General features: G+C 61.4%; 19 protein-coding genes. 10 read left to right on the forward strand and 9 right to left on the reverse strand.

Annotated features, from left to right (window positions below; translation table 11 throughout):
- Positions 1 to 624: 624 nt before the first annotated feature.
- Together AACG97_RS04185 and AACG97_RS04190 are read right to left on the reverse strand one after the other, a co-directional pair.
- Positions 625 to 1,602, reverse strand: coding sequence for a hypothetical protein (locus AACG97_RS04185; RefSeq protein WP_009682970.1), 978 nt, complete (start codon positions 1,600 to 1,602; stop codon positions 625 to 627).
- 10 nt (positions 1,603 to 1,612) lie between these two features.
- Complete coding sequence (locus AACG97_RS04190) at positions 1,613 to 2,101, reverse strand: Hcp family type VI secretion system effector (protein WP_125854894.1); 489 nt, start codon at positions 2,099 to 2,101, stop codon at positions 1,613 to 1,615.
- A gap of 580 nt (positions 2,102 to 2,681) precedes the next feature.
- On the opposite strand from AACG97_RS04190, the gene hemA reads away from it, so the two are divergent.
- From hemA to AACG97_RS04220, 6 genes are all read left to right on the forward strand, one after another.
- Positions 2,682 to 3,959: a glutamyl-tRNA reductase gene (hemA, locus tag AACG97_RS04195; protein WP_009682968.1), complete on the forward strand. Its 1,278-nt coding sequence runs from the start codon at positions 2,682 to 2,684 to the stop codon at positions 3,957 to 3,959.
- Positions 3,956 to 5,038: a peptide chain release factor 1 gene (gene prfA, locus AACG97_RS04200; protein WP_197885889.1), complete on the forward strand. Its 1,083-nt coding sequence runs from the start codon at positions 3,956 to 3,958 to the stop codon at positions 5,036 to 5,038. The genes hemA and prfA overlap by 4 nt, the downstream gene beginning before the upstream one ends.
- Complete coding sequence (prmC, locus tag AACG97_RS04205; RefSeq protein ID WP_197885890.1) at positions 5,038 to 5,868, forward strand: peptide chain release factor N(5)-glutamine methyltransferase; 831 nt, start codon at positions 5,038 to 5,040, stop codon at positions 5,866 to 5,868. The genes prfA and prmC overlap by 1 nt, the downstream gene beginning before the upstream one ends.
- Positions 5,862 to 6,617 (forward strand): molybdopterin-synthase adenylyltransferase MoeB, encoded by a 756-nt coding sequence (locus AACG97_RS04210; RefSeq protein ID WP_029886863.1) that lies wholly within the window; start codon positions 5,862 to 5,864, stop codon positions 6,615 to 6,617. The genes prmC and AACG97_RS04210 overlap by 7 nt, the downstream gene beginning before the upstream one ends.
- Positions 6,610 to 7,407, forward strand: a complete 798-nt coding sequence (gene murI, locus AACG97_RS04215) for a glutamate racemase (RefSeq protein ID WP_029886862.1) — start codon at positions 6,610 to 6,612, stop codon at positions 7,405 to 7,407. Before AACG97_RS04210 ends, murI begins: the two co-directional genes overlap by 8 nt.
- Before the next feature lie 104 nt (positions 7,408 to 7,511).
- Positions 7,512 to 8,030 carry an acyloxyacyl hydrolase gene (locus tag AACG97_RS04220; protein WP_009682962.1) on the forward strand — a complete coding sequence of 173 codons (519 nt, stop codon included), beginning with the start codon at positions 7,512 to 7,514 and terminating at the stop codon, positions 8,028 to 8,030.
- A 65-nt stretch (positions 8,031 to 8,095) separates the two neighbouring features.
- Here the strand turns inward: AACG97_RS04220 and AACG97_RS04225 are convergent, their stop codons facing one another.
- The 5 genes from AACG97_RS04225 to AACG97_RS04245 form a co-directional block, all read right to left on the reverse strand.
- Positions 8,096 to 8,797, reverse strand: coding sequence for an SDR family NAD(P)-dependent oxidoreductase (locus AACG97_RS04225; RefSeq protein ID WP_125854892.1), 702 nt, complete (start codon positions 8,795 to 8,797; stop codon positions 8,096 to 8,098).
- Positions 8,798 to 8,816: 19 nt separating this feature from the next.
- Positions 8,817 to 10,238, reverse strand: coding sequence for a deoxyribodipyrimidine photo-lyase (phrB, locus tag AACG97_RS04230; RefSeq protein ID WP_125854891.1), 1,422 nt, complete (start codon positions 10,236 to 10,238; stop codon positions 8,817 to 8,819).
- Entirely contained in the window at positions 10,229 to 11,128 is a 900-nt protein-coding gene (locus tag AACG97_RS04235) for a MerR family transcriptional regulator (protein ID WP_009682959.1), read from the reverse strand. The genes phrB and AACG97_RS04235 overlap by 10 nt, the downstream gene beginning before the upstream one ends.
- Entirely contained in the window at positions 11,118 to 12,086 is a 969-nt protein-coding gene (locus tag AACG97_RS04240) for a YbgA family protein (RefSeq protein ID WP_197885892.1), read from the reverse strand. The genes AACG97_RS04235 and AACG97_RS04240 overlap by 11 nt, the downstream gene beginning before the upstream one ends.
- Positions 12,087 to 12,185: 99 nt before the next feature.
- Positions 12,186 to 13,172, reverse strand: a complete 987-nt coding sequence (locus AACG97_RS04245; protein ID WP_115293383.1) for an NAD(P)/FAD-dependent oxidoreductase — start codon at positions 13,170 to 13,172, stop codon at positions 12,186 to 12,188.
- A 187-nt stretch (positions 13,173 to 13,359) separates the two neighbouring features.
- On the opposite strand from AACG97_RS04245, the gene AACG97_RS04250 reads away from it, so the two are divergent.
- Positions 13,360 to 14,265 carry a TIGR01777 family oxidoreductase gene (locus AACG97_RS04250; RefSeq protein WP_029886855.1) on the forward strand — a complete coding sequence of 302 codons (906 nt, stop codon included), beginning with the start codon at positions 13,360 to 13,362 and terminating at the stop codon, positions 14,263 to 14,265.
- Between the two features lie 13 nt (positions 14,266 to 14,278).
- The gene (gene hemH, locus AACG97_RS04255; protein ID WP_009682955.1) at positions 14,279 to 15,301 is read left to right on the forward strand and encodes a ferrochelatase; all 1,023 of its coding nucleotides are present in this window, start codon (positions 14,279 to 14,281) and stop codon (positions 15,299 to 15,301) included.
- A 78-nt stretch (positions 15,302 to 15,379) separates the two neighbouring features.
- Here hemH and AACG97_RS04260 read toward each other — a convergent pair whose 3' ends face one another.
- Together AACG97_RS04260 and upp are read right to left on the reverse strand one after the other, a co-directional pair.
- On the reverse strand, positions 15,380 to 16,654 hold the full coding sequence (locus AACG97_RS04260) for a uracil-xanthine permease family protein (protein ID WP_009682954.1): 1,275 nt from the start codon (positions 16,652 to 16,654) through the stop codon (positions 15,380 to 15,382).
- Between the two features lie 2 nt (positions 16,655 to 16,656).
- On the reverse strand, positions 16,657 to 17,295 hold the full coding sequence (gene upp, locus AACG97_RS04265; protein WP_009682953.1) for a uracil phosphoribosyltransferase: 639 nt from the start codon (positions 17,293 to 17,295) through the stop codon (positions 16,657 to 16,659).
- Positions 17,296 to 17,453: 158 nt separating this feature from the next.
- Between upp and AACG97_RS04270 the strand changes: the two genes are divergently transcribed.
- Both AACG97_RS04270 and AACG97_RS04275 read left to right on the forward strand, forming a co-directional pair.
- On the forward strand, positions 17,454 to 18,011 hold the full coding sequence (locus AACG97_RS04270; protein WP_009682952.1) for a hypoxanthine-guanine phosphoribosyltransferase: 558 nt from the start codon (positions 17,454 to 17,456) through the stop codon (positions 18,009 to 18,011).
- Positions 18,012 to 18,055: 44 nt separating this feature from the next.
- The gene (locus AACG97_RS04275) at positions 18,056 to 18,526 is read left to right on the forward strand and encodes a hypothetical protein (RefSeq protein ID WP_009682951.1); all 471 of its coding nucleotides are present in this window, start codon (positions 18,056 to 18,058) and stop codon (positions 18,524 to 18,526) included.
- The last annotated feature ends 1 nt before the right edge of the window (position 18,527 follow it).

Here is an 18,527-nt window from a genome sequence, read left to right on the forward strand (position 1 = left end):
GATACTGCGGGTGCAACAATATTCCCTCCTAGATAACCGCCTACAGCGCTACCAGCCAGGCCTCCAGCTAATGATGCAGAATTTACATATGCGGCTCGCTTCAAGCATGGCGAATTTATAGACCGGTTACTGCTATGTTAAGCATTATGCCAATATAGGTTCACGCATATGCTATTGGCGCTGTTATTAGCAATAACAACGGGAGCGTTTGCTCGAGCTTCAATACTGGTTTTCAAAGGGTTTGGTAGTGATCAGCAGCATATAGGCATGCCCTAAATAATAGCAGTGTGAGAAAAAGTGCTAAGCACATAATGACGAGTCTGCTAAGTAATTTTTTTATGCGGGCCGGTAGTTGGTTTACTTCATTAATGTCTATCAGGCCTTTACGTGCATAGACTTTTGGGGAGACTAACATTAAAGATATTGTCCCGAATCGAAAAACTTTTCCGATAAAGCCAAGTTCAGCGTATGTTTTTCTGTTCTCACTGATCAGCTTGCAGTTGGGTAGCAGCGATTCAATGTGTTCAGTCAGGCGATGGGACAAATATAGCGTTATCGACATGGATATGAAGATCGCGGTGATAAGGAGGGCGAACACCGCTCCCAAAATTTCATGAGCTGTGGTCACTTTATCACCCGTTCGTAGAATAAATCTCCCATGAATTCTCCACCATCGCTTCCGAACTTCCCGCCTAGCATCCCCCCAAAGGCTCCGCCCGCTACACCGCAAGCGATAGCTCCAGGCCCGCCCGATACGGTTCCGAGAACCACGCCGCAAGCTGCTACGCCAACTATGTTGCCTGCATATGCGCCAACTACGCCTCCACCTACGCCACCTGCCAATGAACTACTCTCCACAATTTTAGCTCTTCTGCACTCTTCCTCTCTCCCTTCCGTGCAGGCTTTATTGATTGACAGACCTGTACTCGAAACTTCCAGTGCAATGCCTAAATAAGTTCCTTTTTTTATCAGGTTAGCAGCCTTGCTCACACCGGCAACCTTATCCGCATACCCTGCAATCTCACCCGTATGCAAATAGCTTTTCGTGGAAATGGCTAGCATTCTTTTGATGGAGCCATTGTTGCGCAAGCCTGAGCCGAACGCCGCCAACCTGCGCAACTGCTCATCCAGCTTCGTGAAAAGCCCCGCCCGCTTGGCGTAAAACTGCTCGCGGGCTTTGAGGGACCCTGAGCTCATGTGCTCTCTATGCAGCGTCTCGATTTCCAGCAAGGTGTCTTGAATCGCTTTGAGATACTTGCTCCAACTATCGCTTACCACGCCCGTGCCCATGGACGCATGGGCGAGCAGACTCTTCAACAGCTCGAAATTGTCTACGAAAAACTCATCGGCACCCTGGCCGCTATGCATCAACCCCATATGGGTCACGGTAGCCTTCGACATCAAATACGCCTCCTGACTGGTACAGGAAGGCGTTGACCAGTCACCGACGATCACCAGTTCGCCGCTTCTGACCACGCTGTTGCAAATGTGCGAATTCAGGATGTCGAACTTGCTGGCCGAATGCCCAGTCAGCGCAAGGCCGGCCTTGAGGGTGTGGTAGTTCTGCATCCTGGGGTTGATGAACGCACGGGCTTCAGACATGGCGACCCCCTCAGGCGTACTTCTTGTTTCCGATCCGGTCCCACCCGCCAGCGATGTTGCCGCCGCCGGAGCCGTCAATGCGTTTTTGCTGGGTATAGGTGGTTTTGATTCTCCCGTAATCGAGCTGCACCACCTCTATCGGTACTCCATCGGCGGCGCTTTGGGTGTAGTCGGCAATGATCACTTCTTCGAGAATGATTTCGTAATATTTGAGCTTGTCGCCGCCCGCGCGGCAGAGTGCGAGTTTCACTTCCTTGAGGTGTTGGCCTGCGCAACTGGCTTCCATTAATTTGCAACTGGCACTGTCGAGAGATTTGGTAAAGGAGAAAAGGCTGACGGCCGTGCGGCCTGATGTGGCGCCACCGGCAGAGCTTGCGGTGGCTGAAGTGCTTTGGCTTACACCAAATTGGTAACCCGTGACTTCGATCCATCTGTTGTATTTTTCGTCCAGGGCCTCGCCTGGGATATCATCGATTTTTATATAAGCGTCAAAAGCCATACTTACCTCTGTTTGGTAATCATTGTCAGGTTTTAATTTTCTGGCGAGGAACGAAATTCAGATTAGTGATTGGAAAGGCTAGGCATTGAAATTGGGTGAGGCAATAGCTGGAGCTGCAATTCAGAAATGGACTACAAGTCGATGGAAAAAATCGATACAGATATGTCGAAAAAAGTAATTCACATAAGCTTTTGCAGGAAATATCCCTCGTTACGTTGTCACGTCGGGATTCCATTCGGTCAAGTCAGCGCGTCTCTTATTTGCCGCTGCTTCAGTGGCGTAGCGTGCCTCGGTTCTGCTTCTAAGCACGCGGTAGCTCAGGCGCCGCACATTGCGACTTCAGGAGGCCGAGCGAAGGGCATGCGGAGGGAGGTGAGGGGCATGGATGCCCGTCAAGCGCTGAGGTCCATGGTGATAATCCTGGCAAGGGGGCTGCAGGATCCGGGGCTGGAATCACAGGTCAGGCGGGCGTGCAGCCGGCGACAGCAGCAGCCCTGTCAGCACAATAGCGAACGGTGGTTGTCCTGAAACCTGCGAAAGAGGACAATTATCGGCTTCCCGTCACAACCAGCGACCTCGCATGGCCTTTCTTGCACTCGGTATCAACCATAAGACTGCCTCGGTAGACGTACGCGAGCGCGTGGCGTTTACCCCAGAGCAGCTGGTAGACGCCCTGCAGCAGCTCTGCCGACTGACGTCCAGCCGCGAAGCGGCGATTCTGTCGACGTGCAACCGCAGTGAACTCTATATAGAGCAGGACCACCTGTCCGCCGACGCCGTACTCAAATGGCTGGCCGATTATCACCGCCTCAGCCTCGACGAACTGCGCGCCAGTGCCTACGTGCACGAAGAGCACGACGCCGTGAAACACATGATGCGCGTGGCCTCGGGCCTCGACTCGCTGGTGCTCGGCGAGCCCCAGATCCTCGGCCAGATGAAGTCTGCCTACGCCGTGGCCCGCGAAGCCGGTACCGTCGGGCCGTTGCTCGGGCGCCTGTTCCAGGCCACCTTCAGTGCTGCCAAACAGGTGCGTACCGACACCGCCATTGGCGAGAACCCGGTGTCGGTGGCCTTTGCCGCCGTCAGCCTGGCCAAGCAGATCTTCGCCGACCTGGGGCGTAGCCAGGCCCTGCTGATCGGCGCCGGCGAAACCATCACTCTGGTCGCCCGCCACCTGCATGAGCAGGGCGTGCGCCGCATCGTGGTGGCCAACCGCACCCTGGAACGCGCCAGCATCCTGGCCGAACAGTTCGGTGCGCATGCTGTTCTGCTGGCCGACATCCCCCAGGAGCTGGCCAACAGCGACATCGTCATCAGCTCCACTGCCAGCCAGTTGCCGATCCTTGGCAAAGGCGCGGTCGAAAGTGCGCTGAAGCAGCGCCGGCACAAACCGATCTTCATGGTCGACATCGCCGTGCCCCGCGATATCGAAACGGAGGTCGGTGAGCTCGATGACGTCTACCTCTACACCGTCGATGACCTGCACGATGTGGTGGCGGAGAACCTCAAGAGCCGCCAAGGCGCGGCCCAGGCTGCCGAAGAACTGGTGACAGTCGGCGCCGAAGACTTCATGCTGCGCCTGCGTGAACTGGCTGCCGTGGATGTGCTCAAGGCCTATCGCCAGCAAAGCGAGCGCCTGCGCGACGAAGAACTGCAAAAGGCCCAGCGCCTGCTGGCCAACGGCGGCAACCCCGAGGACGTACTGGCTCAATTGGCCCGGGGCCTGACCAACAAACTCCTGCATGCGCCCAGCGTGCAGTTGAAAAAGCTCTCGGCCGAGGGGCGCGTCGATGCGCTGGCCATGGCCCAGGAACTCTTTGCCCTCAACGAGGGCTCGACGGACAAAACCCCGCAATGAAAGCGTCGCTGCTGAACAAACTGGAAATTCTCCAGGACCGCTTCGAAGAACTCACCGCCTTGCTCGGCGATGCCGAGGTCATTTCCGACCAGACGCGCTTTCGCGCGTATTCCCGTGAGTACGCCGAGGTCGAGCCGGTCTATGCTGCCTATAAAGAGTGGCGCAAAGTCCAGGACGACCTCGAAGGTGCCCAGGCGCTGCTCAAGGACAGTGACCCGGACATGCGCGAAATGGCCGTGGAAGAAGTGCGTGAAGCCAAGGAGCAGTTGCTGACCCTGGAGGCGCAGCTGCAGCGCATGCTGCTGCCCAAGGACCCGAATGATGGCCGCAACGTGTTCCTCGAGATCCGCGCCGGCACCGGTGGCGACGAGGCCGCGATCTTCTCGGGTGACCTGTTCCGCATGTATTCGCGTTACGCCGAAAAGCGTGGCTGGCGCCTGGAGATTCTGTCCGAGAACGAGGGCGAACACGGCGGCTACAAAGAAATCATCGCCCGTGTCGAAGGTGAAAACGTCTACGGCAAGCTCAAGTTCGAGTCTGGCGCGCACCGCGTGCAGCGCGTGCCGGAGACCGAATCCCAGGGCCGCGTGCACACTTCCGCCTGCACCGTGGCGGTACTGCCCGAGCCAGACGAACAAGCGGCCATCGAAATCAACCCGGCTGACCTGCGCGTGGACACCTACCGCGCCTCCGGTGCCGGCGGCCAGCACGTCAACAAGACCGACTCGGCGATCCGCATCACCCACTTGCCCACCGGCATCGTGGTGGAGTGCCAGGAAGAGCGTTCGCAACACAAGAACCGCGCCCGCGCCATGTCCTGGCTGTCGGCGAAACTCAACGACCTGCAGACCAGCGCCGCCCAGAACGCCATTGCCAGCGAGCGCAAACTGCTGGTCGGGTCGGGTGACCGCTCGGAACGTATTCGTACCTACAATTACCCACAGGGGCGGGTGACCGATCACCGTATCAACCTGACCTTGTATTCGCTGGACGACATCCTCAGTGGTGGCGTGGACGCGGTGATCGAGCCGTTGCTGGCCGAATACCAGGCCGATCAACTGGCTGCCCTGGGGGACTGATGACCATCATCGCCAGCCTGCTGCGCAACGCACAGTTGCCAGAATCGCCTACCGAACGCCTGGATGCCGAACTGCTGCTGGCAGCGGCCATCGGCAAGTCGCGCAGTTATCTGCACACCTGGCCCGAGCGGATCGTCAGCAGCGAAGACGCGCAGACCTACGCCGGGTACCTGCAGCGCCGCCGCGGCGGTGAGCCGGTGGCGTATATCCTTGGCCAGCAAGGTTTCTGGAAGATCGACCTGGAAGTCGCGCCGAACACGCTCATCCCACGGCCGGATACCGAGCTGCTGGTCGAAACCGCCCTCGAACTGCAGCCCGCAGCCCCAGCCAGGGTTCTCGACCTGGGCACTGGCACGGGCGCCATCGCATTGGCTCTGGCCAGCGAGCGCCCCGCCTGGCAGGTCACGGCCGTAGACCGGGTGGCAGAGGCCGCTGCGCTTGCCGAGCGCAACCGGCAGCGCCTGGGCCTGAGCAATACCCAGGTGCGCCTCAGCCATTGGTTCGACAGCCTGGCCGGTGAGCGTTTCGACCTGATCGTCAGCAACCCGCCCTACATCGCCGCCGCAGACCCACACCTGGTGGCTGGCGACGTGCGTTTCGAGCCCAGCAGTGCGTTGGTGGCTGGCCCCGATGGCCTGGACGACCTGCGCGTGATCGTCACCCAGGCCCCTGGGCACCTGGTGCCGGGTGGCTGGTTGCTGCTGGAGCATGGCTATGATCAAGCCGCGGCAGTACGAGCCTTGCTGGTCGAACAGGGCTTCAACGAGGTGGCCAGCCGGACCGATCTGGGTGGCCATGAACGCATCAGCCTGGGGCGCCTGCCATGCTGAGTGATCTGGAACTGCTGCGCTACAGCCGCCAGGTGCTGCTGGCGCAGATCGACATCGACGGCCAGCTACGCCTCAAGCACAGCAAGGCATTGATTGTCGGGCTGGGTGGCCTGGGTTCGCCGGTCGCCCTGTACCTGGCAGCCGCGGGGGTTGGCGAACTGCACCTGGCGGACTTCGATACCGTCGACCTGACCAACCTGCAGCGCCAGGTGCTTCACGACAGCGACAGTGTCGGCATGAGCAAGGTCGACTCGGCGCTGCAGCGCCTGCAGGCCATCAACCCTGAAGTCACCCTGGTTGCCCACCGCCAGGCGCTGGACGACGACACCCTGGCAGCCGCGGTAGCGGCCGTCGACCTGGTACTGGACTGCTCCGATAATTTCTCCACGCGCGAGGCGGTCAACGCCGCCTGTTTCGCCGCCGGCAAACCCTTGGTCAGCGGTGCGGCAATCCGTTTGGAGGGGCAGCTGTCGGTGTTTGACCCGCGTCGCGACTACAGCCCTTGCTACCACTGCCTGTATGGGCATGGCAGTGAAGCCGAGCTGACCTGTAGCGAGGCGGGGGTGATCGGCCCACTGGTGGGCCTGGTCGGCAGCCTGCAGGCGCTGGAAGCGATGAAGCTGCTGGCAGGCTTCGGCGAGCCGCTGGTCGGCCGGCTGCTGTTGATCGACGCCCTCGGCACCCGTATTCGCGAACTGCGGGTCAAGCGCGACCCGGCGTGTGCCGTGTGCGGCAAGCGCGATGGCTGAGCGCTCGGCGCCGGTCGGCGTGATGGACTCAGGTGTTGGTGGCTTGTCGGTGCTCGCCGAGATCCAGCGCCTGTTGCCCAACGAGACACTGCTGTACGTGGCCGATTGCGGCCATGTGCCTTATGGCGAAAAATCCCCGGACTACATCCGTGAGCGCTGCCGGCGCATTGCCGGGTTCTTCCGCGAGCAAGGCGCCAAGGCCCTGGTGCTGGCCTGCAACACCGCCACGGTGGCGGCCGCAGCGGATCTGCGCGAGCTGTACCCGAACTGGCCATTGGTGGGGATGGAGCCTGCAGTAAAGCCTGCCGCGGCTGCGACACGCTCAGGCGTGGTTGGCGTGCTGGCCACCACCGGCACGTTGCAAAGTGCCAAGTTCGCGGCTTTGCTCGACCGCTTCGCCAGCGACGTGCTGGTGATCACCCAGCCTTGCCCGGGGTTGGTCGAGCTGATCGAGACCGGCGACTTGTGCAGCCCCACGCTGCGCCAGATGCTGTGGGGCTATGTCGAGCCGCTGCTGGCCGCTGGTTGTGACACCTTGATCCTGGGCTGTACCCATTACCCCTTCCTGCGGCCGCTGCTGGCCGGCATGGTGCCGCCAGATGTGGCCATCATCGATACCGGTGCCGCCGTCGCCCGCCAGTTGCAGCGGCTGCTAGGCAACAATGGCCTGCTGGCCGCCGGACCGGCGCAGGCTACCCGCTTCTGGACCAGCGCCGACCCCTCATCCCTGAAAAAAATCCTGCCTGTGCTGTGGCATAAGTCTGACGATGTGCAAAGCTTTGCCATGTGAAAAAAACGTGAAGAAAAGCTGAACTATCGTACCACTGCCGCTTTCTATGCCTTGCCTGAGATGAGGCGATCATTAAAACAGCACTAGGATGAAGGATGTTTCTCATGAAGAAACTGCTGGGCTTGGCGGCGGCTGCCGTTTTCACCATGGGGCAGGCAGTGTTGGCGCAGGCTGCTGATGTATCGGTTTCGGTAGGGCAGACCGGTGACTCGACGATGGTCTACCGGCTGGGGCTGCAGTCGAACTGGGATGCCAGCTGGTGGCAGACCAGCGTCGGCCGCGTGACCGGCTATTGGGACGGTGCCTACACCTATTGGGACGGCGACGACACGGCTAGCAACCACAGCCTGTCGTTCGCACCCGTATTCGTGTACGAGTTTGCCGGCCATTCGGTCAAGCCCTACATCGAGGCGGGCATTGGCGTGGCAGCTTTCTCCAGCACCGAGCTGGAAAGCAACGAACTGGGTTCGTCGTTCCAGTTCGAAGACCGCATCGGCTTCGGCCTGCGCTTCGCCGGTGGGCATGAAATTGGTGTGCGTGCGATTCACTACTCGAACGCCGGCATCAAAGAACCCAATGACGGGGTTGAAAGCTACAGCTTGCATTACCGCATGGCGCTCTGACCCGATCGGGTCAACCATCAACCGCCAAGCGCGACCCAGGTTCGCGCTTGGCGGGGAGCCTGCCGTCACCTTGGCGGCAGCGGCCATAGCCCACTGAGGTCAAGCGTCTCCAGTACCAACTCGGGCTCAGCCGCGGGCCAGCGCCGCAACAACTCCTGCGCGGCGCTTTGCGGCGTCCACTGCTCCGGAAAGGCTTGCGCAGGCGTCACTGGCGTTTTCAGCGACTGCGGTCCTACCACGGTCAGCGATATCCCCAACGCCTTGAGCGCATCACGTTGCTCCCGTACCCACTGCGGCAGGTGGTTCCAACCGGCGGTTACCTGGCTTGGCGCGTACAACTGCAGGGCCGAATAACGGTTGAAAATAGCCATCACCTGGGGTGAATCACCCTTTGCCAGCAAGGGCATCACCGCTGTCAGGCAGTGCTTGCCCGCCAGCTGGTTGCTGGTGACGATGGCCTCGATCAATTCGCTGTCAGCCACATCGCCCGGCAGGTAATCGCTGGTGCCGGCATTGATGATCACGCCGTCCAGTGAGTGCCAGTGACGGGCGATCAACTGACAAGCGTCAGCGGCTTGCTGTGCATCGTGCAACTGCCAGGGCACTTGCAGGAATTGCTGGCCATAGCGTTCGCCCAGCGCTTCAAACGCAGGCGCATCCTTGCCACTCGCGGCCACCCGGTGGCCTTGGTCGAGCAGCCCTTGCAACAACGCCAAGCCAAGTCCATTGCTTGCGCCTGTAACCCAAAAACTGCGTGAGTTATTCAAGACGTTCTGCCCCCTGATGTTACCGCCGCGGCAGGCCTTTGAAGGCCTCCAATGCACGTTGGCGACTACTGCCCAGATCCACTATTGGATTGTGATACGAATTACCAGCGAAAAGATCCGTAGATTTCATCGGACCATGAATTGTTTTTTCATCGATATCGCGAAGCTCCGGCAGCCAGTGGCGAATGAAACGCCCCTGAGGGTCGAAACGCTGTGATTGCGAGACCGGGTTGAAAATGCGGAAATAGGGCACCGAATCGGTGCCGGTAGAGGCGCTCCACTGCCAGCCGCCATTGTTGGCGGCCAGGTCACCATCGATGAGGTGGCGCATGAAGTGACGCTCGCCCTTGCGCCAGTCGATCAACAGGTTTTTGCTGAGGAACATGGCGACGATCATGCGCAGCCGGTTGTGCATCCAGCCCGTGTGCAGCAGCTGGCGCATGGCCGCGTCGATGATGGGGAAGCCGGTGCGGCCCTGCTCCCAAGCCTCGAGATCGCCCGGCGCATCGCGCCAGGGCAGGGCTTCGGTATGGCTGCGGAAGGCGCGGTGCCGGGAGACCTGTGGGTAGCCGGTGAGGATATGCTTGTAGAATTCGCGCCACAGCAGTTCGTTGACCCAGGTCTGCACACCCGTGCTACCGCTGTCGAACTCGCCCTTGTTGGCGGCAAGGGCCCCATGCAAGCACTGGCGCGGGGAAATTACCCCGGCGGCCAAATAAGGCGAAAGCTGGCTGGTCCCCGGCATTGCCGGCAGATCCCGGGTTTTAAGGTAATCGTCGATGGTTTCGTCCAGAAACTGCGACAGGCGCTGCTGTGCATGGGCCTCGCCCGCCGGCCAGTGCTCACGCAAGGCGCGCGGGGTTTTTTCGAAGCCGTCGATATGTTGCGGGATCGGGTCACTGTGGATCTTCAGCGCAGCCTGGCGCTTTACCCGCCGGGCGAGCGCAGGCAGGCTGAGGTGCAGGTGTTCAAGGCAGGTTTTCTTGAACTGGCTGAATACCTGAAAGTAATCGCCACTGCGGGTCAGGATGGTGCCTGGGCGAAACAGCAGTTGGTCGAGATAGCTGTGCGCCTGGACAGACGCTTTTTCCAGCAGCTTGCGCGTAGCAGCGTCCCGGCGCTGCTCGTTGATGCCGTATTCCTCGTTCCAGTGCACGCTTTGCACCTGGTGTTGTTGGCAAACATCGAGTACGGCCTGAGGCGCCTGGTCCCAGGTGTCGATCTTGCGGATCAGCAGTGGGATGTTCAGCTTTTCCAGCGCCTGGCGCAGGTCGCGCAGGTTGCGTAGCCAGAAATCGACTTTGCAGTCGGCGTCGTCGTGCGCACGCCATTGCCCGGGGCTGACCAGCCACAAGGCGACGGTCGGCCCGCGTTCGGTCGCAGCGCTCAGTGCGGTATTGTCATCGATGCGCAGGTCACTACGCAGCCAGGTCAGGTGCATGGGGCATTGATCTCTACAGGCTGGCGGTCATGGGCTTGAAGCAGGCGCAAGGCCGCTTGCGGGGTATCGAACAGGAAAAGGTCAGGCAGTTCGCTGTCTTTGAGGCGGGTTTCATGCAGTGCAACCATGCTGCCACCAAGCAACTTCGGCCCCGGCACCCCTTGCAGGGCACGCAGCAAGGCTTTGTCGTCCATGCGCGGGCCCAGGTGCAGTAGCACGGCCCGGGGTTGGAAGATGCTGACTGCGCTTTGCAGTTGCGCCGCGCTGACAGGCTGCTCGAGCACCTCCACGGGGATGCCATTGCTGGTGAACAACCAGGCGCACAGCCACAGCCCTGGGCTGAAAGCGCGCTCGCTGTCTTCGGCCAGAAGCACGGCGGGGCCGTGCAGCAACTGGTTGTCGTGGTAGACGCGGGCGCCCAGCTTGCTGCGTAGCCAGCCGTAGAAGAACACCTGCTCCAGCCGCGCGTTGAAGTAACTGCCCCAGCGCAGGTCGAGCAGGTCGAGCAAGGGCAGCAGCAATTGTTCGCACAGGGTCAGAGCCGGATACAGCGCCATGGCCTGGTTAAGTTGCTGGTCCAGGTTACGTTGCGACAGGCCGGCGATGGCTTCGACCAGCTCGTACTGACGGGCTTGCCAGTCGCCTTTGGGCGCGCTGCTGGTTGGTTTGTCGAGCAACTCGCGCACTTGGCCAACAGAGGCACCCCGCTGCAACCAGGCCAGGATCGTTTCTACCCGTTCCACCTGGCTTTGTGGGTACAGACGGTGCCCCTTCGCTGTGCGTTGTGGTTTCAGCAGGCCATAACGGCGCTCCCAGGCGCGCAGCGTGACCGGGTTCACCCCGGTGCGGCGGGCCAACTCGCCTATTGGTAACAGCACCTCAGACCGCATTGCGTAAACCCAGGCTTTCAGGGTGGGGTTGCAGGTAGGTTTGCTGAAGCAGGTACGGGTCCGGGTGCTTGCGCAGGTGGTGTTTGAGCAGCGTCAGTGGCACCACCAGCGGCACGACGCCCTGCTGGTACTGGCCGATGATCGCCTGCAGCTCGGCTTTGTCCTGCTGGGTGAGGGTGTCCTTGAAATAGCCGCTGAGGTGCTGCAGCACATTGCAGTGGGTGCCACGGCTGGCACAGCGGCGCAGCGCCTGCATCAGCTGGCTGAAATACCGCTGGCCCACCTGTTGTGGGTCATCGTCCTTGCTCATGCTGCCGAGCAGGCGCCCGAGGGTGCGGTAGGCCTGAGGGTTGTTGGCCATCAACAGGTACTTGTAGCGCGAATGGAAGCTCACCAAGGCTCCCCGGCTGAGGCCCTCGGCCAGCAGGCGTTGCCAGTCGGCATAGGCATAGACACGGCTTATGAAGTTCTCGCGCAGCACCGGGTCATGCAGCCGGCCTTCCTCTTCCACCGGCAGGTCGGGGCGTAGCGCGCAGAAGGCCTGGGCAAAGGCGCCGCGACCACTCTGCACCGCAGGGTGGCCGTTTGGCTGATAGACCTTGACCCGTTCCAAGCCGCAGGACGGCGATTTCTGCATGAAAATGTAGCCGCAGATGTCACCCAGCTCATCGGCCATCTGCTCGCCGTAGCTGCGTAGCGGCCCGGTCAGGTCCATGCCCGGGTTGCGGGTGCCGACCACTTCAGGGTTGTTCGGGTCGCCAACCAGGCGGATCGGATCGCGAGGCACGCCTAGCCCGATGGCTACCTCTGGGCAAACAGGCAGCCATTCGAAATGTTCTTCCAGTTGCTTGCGACACAGGTCGGAGGCCTTGTGGCCGCCGTTATAGCGCACGCTGTGCCCGGTGAGGCAGGCGCTGATGGCAATACGCGGCTTGCTGTGGGTGGGCGGGTTTTGCATGACTGCCTCCGAAAACCTGTACGTTTGTAAAAACTTGTACAGGTTTATTCCAGCACAGTGCGGAAGTTATGCAAACCAGTTTTTTTGTATAAGGTGAAATCAGTCCAAATGTTCGAGCAGTCGCCGTGCTGCTTCCTGGCCGCTAAGCCAGGCGCCTTCTACACGCCCCGACAAGCACCAGTCGCCGCATGCATACAAGCCCTGGTCGGCATCGGCCAGGGCGCCCCACTCATGGTTGCTGCTCGGGCGGGCATACAGCCAGCGGTGGGCCAGGGAGAACGCGGGCGCGGGCACCACGCAGCCGATCAGTTCGGCGAATTCGCCGTACAGATGCTCGATCACTGCCTCTCTGGGCAGGTCGATATGCTGTCGGCTCCAGTCTGCCGTTGCGTGCAATATCCAGGTATCGGGCTGCTCGTCGCGGCCAGGCTTGCTGCGGTTGCGTGCCAGCCAATCGAGGGCGCTGTCCTGCACGAAGCAGCCTTGCATCGGTGTATCCAGCGGGGCATGGAATGCCAGGGCCACGGCCCAGGTGGGTTCCATCTGCACGCCGGCCGCCACGGCGGCCAACTTGGGCGTGGCGGCCAGCAGCGGTGTCGCCTGGGGCGCCGGCACGGCAATTACCACGCGGCTGAAGGGGCCGTGGCTGCAGCCGTCGGTATCCTGCAGGTGCCAGTACTGCTTGCCGCGAAACACCTCGGCAATGCGGCAGTCGAAATTCACCGTCACGTCCTCGAGCAGGCCGCGGGTGATCGCGCTCATGCGCGGCACGCCTACCCAGCGTGTCTGCTCGTCGGGGGAGGGGCTGAGGGTGCCGTCGCGGTAGTTGTACAGCTGGGGTTTCCACTGTTCTGCCCAGCCTGCGGCCACCCATTGCTGGACCTGCTCGACAAAGCGTCGGTCGCGGGCAGTGAAATACTGCGCGCCAAGGTCGAGGGCGCCGGCCTCGCTGCGCTTGCTGGCCATGCGCCCGCCGCTGCCCTTGCCTTTATCGAACAAGTGCACCGACTGCCCGGCCTTCTGCAAAGCCTGGGCGGCAGACAAGCCGGCGATACCGGCACCAATGATGGCAATAGGTACTGTCATGATGGCCTCTTCAAACCTTGCTATGAGCAGACTACGCTGTCAGGAAAACCTGTACAAAGCAAAAATATTGTATAAGGTAATTCCGCTTTGCCGGACAGGTTGGCCTATGTTTATCCGAGAGCGTCGGGTCAAAAAAGTGCCTTGATGTTAAAAATAGACCAACGCTGCAATCTGCGAGGACACAGGCATGCATATATTGCTGACAGGCGGTACCGGGTTGATTGGCAAGCACCTGTGCCAGTACTGGCTCAGCCAGGGCCACCGGCTGACAGTGTGGAGCCGGCGGCCACAGGAAGTGGCGAAGATCTGCGGCGCCGGGGTGCGGGGCATCGCCCGGCTTGAGCAACTGGAAGCAGACGATCAGCTCGATGCAGTGGTCAACCTGGCGGGGGCGCCGATTGCCGACCGGCCCTGGACGGCCGCCCGGCGCAACCTGTTGTGGGCTAGCCGCATTGCCCTGACCGAGCAACTGCTGGCTTGGCTGGGTACCCGCGAACAGCGCCCTGAGGTGTTGCTATCCGGTTCAGCGGTGGGCTGGTACGGAGACGGCGGTGAGCGCGAACTGACCGAAGCCTCGCCCCCGGTGCGGGAAGATTTCGCCAGCCAGTTGTGTATAGCCTGGGAAGAAACAGCCCAGCGCTCGCAGGCCCAGGGCATCCGTGTGGTGCTGGTGCGTACCGGGCTGGTGCTGGCCAGCGATGGCGGCTTTTTGTCGCGCTTGCGCATCCCCTTCAAGCTGGGGCTGGGTGGGCCGTTGGGCAACGGCCGGCAGTGGATGCCGTGGATCCATATAGACGACCAGGTCGCCCTGATTGATTTTCTCTTGCAGCATAAGGACGCCAGCGGTCCTTATAATGCCTGCGCTCCAACGCCCGTGCGCAACCGCGAGTTCGCCAGGCGGCTGGGCCGTGCGCTGCATCGGCCGGCGCTATTGCCGGTGCCGGCACTGCTGCTCAAGGCCGGCTTGGGCGAGCTGTCGACCTTGCTGTTGGGCGGCCAGCGTGCGCGCCCGGTACGTTTGCTGGAGGCGGGCTTCGCCTTCCGCTTCAATGATCTGCAATCGGCCCTGGACGACCTGTCCAGCCGCCTCTGACATAGGACGCTGCATGACTGATCACGCCCTGCTGCTGGTCAACCTGGGTTCCCCGGCCTCCACTTCGGTGGCCGATGTACGCCGCTACCTCAACCAGTTTCTGATGGACCCGTACGTGGTGGACCTGCCTTGGCCACTGCGGCGGCTGCTGGTGTCGTTGATCCTGATCAAACGACCGGAGCAGTCGGCCCATGCCTATGCGTCCATTTGGTGGGAGGAGGGCTCGCCGCTGGTGGTGCTGACCCGCCGCCTGCAGGCCGCCATGGTCGAGCACTGGCCGCATGGGCCGGTTGAAATAGCCATGCGTTACGGCCAGCCGGCGCTGGAGGATGTGTTGGCGCGTCTGGCAGCGCAGGGCGTGCGCAGGGTTACCCTGGCGCCGTTGTATCCACAGTTCGCGGACAGTACGGTGACCACGGTCGTGGAGTTGGCGAAACAGACCATCCAAGAGCGCCAGTTGCCGTTGCAAATGCGGGTGCTGCAGCCGTTCTACGAGCACCCCGCGTATATCCAGGCACTGGCGGCCAGCGCCGAACCTTACCTGGCACAGGATTACGACCACCTGTTGCTGAGTTTTCATGGGCTGCCGGAGCGGCACCTGAAAAAGCTGTACCCGCGCGGCACGCGCGGCAAGCATGATCTGCGTGCAGCCGACTGCTGCAAAGATGCCAGCGCCGAGGTGCGCGCGGTGTGTTACCGGGGTCAGTGCCTGGCGACCGCCAAAGCGTTTGCGGCGCAGTTGGGTATACCCGACGGCAAGTGGTCGGTGAGTTTCCAGTCGCGGCTGGGGCGTGACAAGTGGATCGAACCGTACACCGAAACACGCCTGGACGAGCTGGCCAAGGCGGGGGTCAAGAAGTTGCTGGTGATGTGCCCGGCATTCGTGGCCGACTGCATCGAAACGCTGGAAGAAATCGGCATGCGCGGCAGTGAGCAGTTTGTCGAGGCCGGCGGGCGGGAGCTGGTGCTGGTGCCGTGCTTGAACGACCACCCGCAGTGGGTGAGGGTGTTGGCGGACATGTGTGAAAAGGCCTGAGTGAACCGGCCTTTTCGCGGGTGAACCCGCTCCCACAGGGTGTTTTGCTGCCCTGTGGGCGCTCAGGTCAAGGGTGGCTCAAGGCTGCTGATCCTCGAGCTTCTTGTGCTTCCAGCCGTCATTGCCAGGCAAGATCAGGTTCAGGGCAATCGCCACGATGGCACACAGTGCAATCCCCTTCAGGCCCCAGTCATCCGGGCCATCACCGCTGCCGATCAGTACCCCGCCAATACCGAACACCAGGGTCACCGACACGATCACCAGGTTGCGCGCTTCGGCCAGGTCGACCTTGTGGCGGATCATGGTGTTCAAGCCTACCGCGGCGATCGAGCCGAACAGCAGGCACAGGATGCCGCCCATCACCGGCACCGGAATACTCTGCAGCAGCGCGCCGAACTTGCCGATGAACGCCAGGGTAATGGCGAATACCGCCGCCCAAGTCATGATCTTCGGGTTGTAGTTCTTGGTCAGCATCACCGCACCGGTCACTTCGGCGTAGGTGGTGTTGGGCGGGCCGCCGAACAGGCCGGCGGCGGTGGTGGCCAGGCCGTCACCCAGCAGGGTGCGGTGCAGGCCGGGCTTCTTCAGGTAGTCACGGCCGGTTACGCTGCCAACCGCGATAACCCCGCCAATGTGCTCGATCGCAGGTGCCAGGGCTACCGGAACGATGAACAGAATGGCCTGCCAGTTGAACGCTGGCGCCGTGAAGTTGGGCATTTCCAGCCAGGGGGCAGCGGCAATTCTGGCCGTGTCGACCACGCCAAAGGCAAATGACAGGGCAAAACCCACCAGCACGCCAGCGATGATCGGCACCAGGCGGAAGATGCCTTTGCCAAACACAGCGACGATCAGTGTGGTCAGCAGCGCCGGCATGGAGATCAGCATGGCTGTCTTGTACGGCAGCAGCACGCTGCCGTCGCCAGCCTTGCCCATCGCCATGTTGGCAGCAATCGGCGCCATGGCCAGGCCGATGGAGATGATCACCGGCCCGATCACCACGGGCGGCAGCATGCGGTCGATGAAACCGGTGCCTTTGATTTTCACCATCAGGCCCATGAAGGTATACACGAAACCTGCGGCCATCACGCCGCCCATGGTCTCGGCCAGGCCGAACTGGCCTTTGGCGAGAATGATCGGGGTGATGAAGGCGAAGCTGGAAGCCAGGAACACCGGGACCTGACGGCCGGTGACCAACTGGAACAGCAAGGTACCGATACCCGCGGTGAACAGCGCCACGTTCGGGTCCAGGCCGGTGATCAGTGGCATCAGTACCAGCGCACCGAATGCCACGAAGAGCATCTGCGCGCCCGAAACGACCTGGCGCCAGAGCGGGTCGTTGAAGCCGTCCTGCATGTTCAGGCGTCCTTTTGCTTGGTGCCGAAGATCTTGTCACCGGCATCGCCGAGGCCCGGCACGATATAGCCGTGCTCGTTCAGGCGCTGGTCGATCGAGGCGGTGTAGATCTGTACATCGGGGTGAGCTTTTTCCACCACGTCGATGCCTTCTGGTGCCGCGACCAGGACCATGGCGCGAATCTCTTTGCAGCCAGCCTTCTTCAACAGGTCGATGGTGGCAACCATCGAGCCGCCGGTTGCCAGCATGGGGTCGATGATCAATGCCAGGCGCTGGTTGATGTCCGGGGCGAGCTTTTCCAGGTAGGTGTGGGCTTCGAGGGTCTCTTCGTTGCGGGCAACACCGACCGCGCTCACCTTGGCACCCGGGATCAGGCTGAGTACGCCGTCGAGCATGCCGATGCCGGCACGCAGAATGGGCACTACGGTGATCTTCTTGCCGGCGATTTTCTCTACCGCGACCTTGCCACACCAGCCGTCGATCTCGTAGGTTTCGAGCGGCAGGTCCTGGGTGGCTTCATAAGTCAGAAGAGCGCCGACTTCCTGGGCGAGTTCGCGAAAATTCTTGGTGCTGATATCGGCACGGCGCATCAGGCCGAGCTTGTGGCGGATCAGCGGGTGGCGGATCTCACGAGTGGGCATAGGGGGGCTCCGAAAGGCGGGCAAAAAAACCGCGCTAGATTAATCTATTCAGCCTGCGCTGTCGTCTGGTCATTCTGCACGTTAGTCCATAAACGCTTGATCTGTGACGAGCGGATGCGTACCTTTGCCCGCTTTTCCAAAATCCCCCGGAGCGCGCCATGTCCGCCGATCTCGAGCATATCCGTCAAGTCATGCGTGAAGCTGACTGCCTGTACACCGAAGCTGAGGTCGAAGCGGCCATCGCCAAGGTGGGCGAGCAGATCTGCAAGGACCTGCACGACAAGAACCCTGTGGTGTTCTGCGTGATGAACGGTGGCCTGATCTTCTCCGGCAAACTGCTGACCCACCTGCAGTTCCCGCTGGAAGCTTCCTACCTGCACGCCACGCGCTACCGCAACCAGACCAGTGGCGGCGAGCTGTTCTGGAAGGCCAAGCCCGAGGTGTCGTTCATCGACCGCGACGTGCTGATCGTCGACGACATCCTCGATGAAGGCCATACCCTCAGTGCCATCATCGAGTTCTGCAAGCACGCCGGCGCGCGCTCGGTGTACACCGCCGTGCTGATCGACAAGGACCACGACCGCAAAGCCAGCCCGGACCTCAAGGCCAACTACGTGGGCCTGCCCTGCATTGACCGCTACATCTTCGGCTATGGCATGGACTACAAAGGCTACTGGCGCAACGCCAACGGCATCTTCGCCGTCAAGGGCCTGTAAAAACGGCCACGTGTTAGAGTGCGGCTTCATACAAGGAGCCTCACATGCGTGCGTTTCTCCCCCTTCTGGTGGCCATCAGCCTGCCGCTGGCCGCTGCACCGCTGCACAGCCAGTTCCTGCCCCCGGACGACCTGGCCCTGCGTCAGGAAGCACCCACCAGCCAGCAGTTGCTGCAAGTGACCGACTACTCGGTGGTAGTCGGTGCCCAGCGGCAGTCCGACCAGCAGCCGATCCCGATCACCTCGTCGCTGCAAGTGCGCCTGAAGGGCAAGCCGCTGAGCAAGGGGGCGACCATTGCCCAGGTGCTGCTGACATTCGACGGTGAGGCCGCCAAGAGCCTCAAGAAACCGGTGTACGACGACAAGACCCGCACCTTGAACCTGAATTACCCCCTCAGCGACTACCGGGTGATCATGGACCTGCTGCGCAACGAAACGCTGTATGTGCAGTTCCTCACCTATGGCAATGGCCACATCTGGGCCGACCTGCACACGGGCACCGTACGTACGCGTTGAG

Origin of the sequence: Pseudomonas sp. Nvir, assembly GCF_963778085.1 — a bacterium.
Taxonomy (GTDB): Bacteria; Pseudomonadota; Gammaproteobacteria; order Pseudomonadales; family Pseudomonadaceae; genus Aquipseudomonas; species Aquipseudomonas juntendi.

Bases quoted from the DNA above. Each gene is read 5' to 3' on its own strand.
- murI (WP_029886862.1), top strand. From the start codon at position 6,610: ATGGCTGAGCGCTCGGCGCCGGTCGGCGTGATGGACTCAGGTGTTGGT.
- prfA (WP_197885889.1), top strand. From the start codon at position 3,956: ATGAAAGCGTCGCTGCTGAACAAACTGGAAATTCTCCAGGACCGCTTC.
- AACG97_RS04240 (WP_197885892.1), bottom strand. From the start codon at position 12,086: ATGCAAAACCCGCCCACCCACAGCAAGCCGCGTATTGCCATCAGCGCC.
- AACG97_RS04185 (WP_009682970.1), bottom strand. From the start codon at position 1,602: ATGTCTGAAGCCCGTGCGTTCATCAACCCCAGGATGCAGAACTACCAC.
- hemH (WP_009682955.1), top strand. From the start codon at position 14,279: ATGACTGATCACGCCCTGCTGCTGGTCAACCTGGGTTCCCCGGCCTCC.
- AACG97_RS04245 (WP_115293383.1), bottom strand. From the start codon at position 13,172: ATGACAGTACCTATTGCCATCATTGGTGCCGGTATCGCCGGCTTGTCT.
- AACG97_RS04220 (WP_009682962.1), top strand. From the start codon at position 7,512: ATGAAGAAACTGCTGGGCTTGGCGGCGGCTGCCGTTTTCACCATGGGG.
- AACG97_RS04210 (WP_029886863.1), top strand. From the start codon at position 5,862: ATGCTGAGTGATCTGGAACTGCTGCGCTACAGCCGCCAGGTGCTGCTG.
- prmC (WP_197885890.1), top strand. From the start codon at position 5,038: ATGACCATCATCGCCAGCCTGCTGCGCAACGCACAGTTGCCAGAATCG.
- AACG97_RS04275 (WP_009682951.1), top strand. From the start codon at position 18,056: ATGCGTGCGTTTCTCCCCCTTCTGGTGGCCATCAGCCTGCCGCTGGCC.
- hemA (WP_009682968.1), top strand. From the start codon at position 2,682: ATGGCCTTTCTTGCACTCGGTATCAACCATAAGACTGCCTCGGTAGAC.
- AACG97_RS04270 (WP_009682952.1), top strand. From the start codon at position 17,454: ATGTCCGCCGATCTCGAGCATATCCGTCAAGTCATGCGTGAAGCTGAC.
- upp (WP_009682953.1), bottom strand. From the start codon at position 17,295: ATGCCCACTCGTGAGATCCGCCACCCGCTGATCCGCCACAAGCTCGGC.
- AACG97_RS04190 (WP_125854894.1), bottom strand. From the start codon at position 2,101: ATGGCTTTTGACGCTTATATAAAAATCGATGATATCCCAGGCGAGGCC.
- AACG97_RS04260 (WP_009682954.1), bottom strand. From the start codon at position 16,654: ATGCAGGACGGCTTCAACGACCCGCTCTGGCGCCAGGTCGTTTCGGGC.
- AACG97_RS04250 (WP_029886855.1), top strand. From the start codon at position 13,360: ATGCATATATTGCTGACAGGCGGTACCGGGTTGATTGGCAAGCACCTG.
- phrB (WP_125854891.1), bottom strand. From the start codon at position 10,238: ATGCACCTGACCTGGCTGCGTAGTGACCTGCGCATCGATGACAATACC.
- AACG97_RS04235 (WP_009682959.1), bottom strand. From the start codon at position 11,128: ATGCGGTCTGAGGTGCTGTTACCAATAGGCGAGTTGGCCCGCCGCACC.